This window comes from Domibacillus sp. 8LH (assembly GCF_038806185.1).
Taxonomy (GTDB): domain Bacteria; phylum Bacillota; class Bacilli; order Bacillales; family Domibacillaceae; genus Domibacillus; species Domibacillus indicus_A.
This window is the reverse complement of the sequence record NZ_JAVJNG010000153.1, coordinates 1-270: the sequence shown is the minus strand read 5'-3', so window position 1 is coordinate 270 and position 270 is coordinate 1. Positions and strand designations below refer to the sequence as shown.

Annotated in this window: 1 protein-coding gene; it reads left to right on the top strand. The window is 45.2% G+C overall.

Going from position 1 to position 270, the window contains the following annotated elements; genetic code table 11:
• A partial coding sequence (locus tag RG959_RS24210; protein ID WP_342799307.1) for a hypothetical protein occupies window positions 1-270 on the top strand: 270 nt, incomplete at both ends.

The following is a 270-nucleotide window of genomic DNA, read 5'->3' as shown; positions in this document are numbered from 1 at the left end:
GCCTTGGAAGAAGCGCGTAATGCAAAAGTGATTGGTAAGTCACTTGAAGCGCATTTGACAGCCTATGTCTCAGCTGAAACCAAGTCATTCTTGGAAGGCTTAAATGCTGACCTTGCTCAACTTTTGATTGTATCTGATTTGACAGTTACCTCCGAAGTTGCTCCTGCATCAGCGGTAGAAGTTGATGATCTTGCCTTTACTGTTGCTCGTGCAACTGGTGAAGTTTGTGATCGTTGCCGTCGCATTGATACTAGTGTTGTAGAGCGTAGC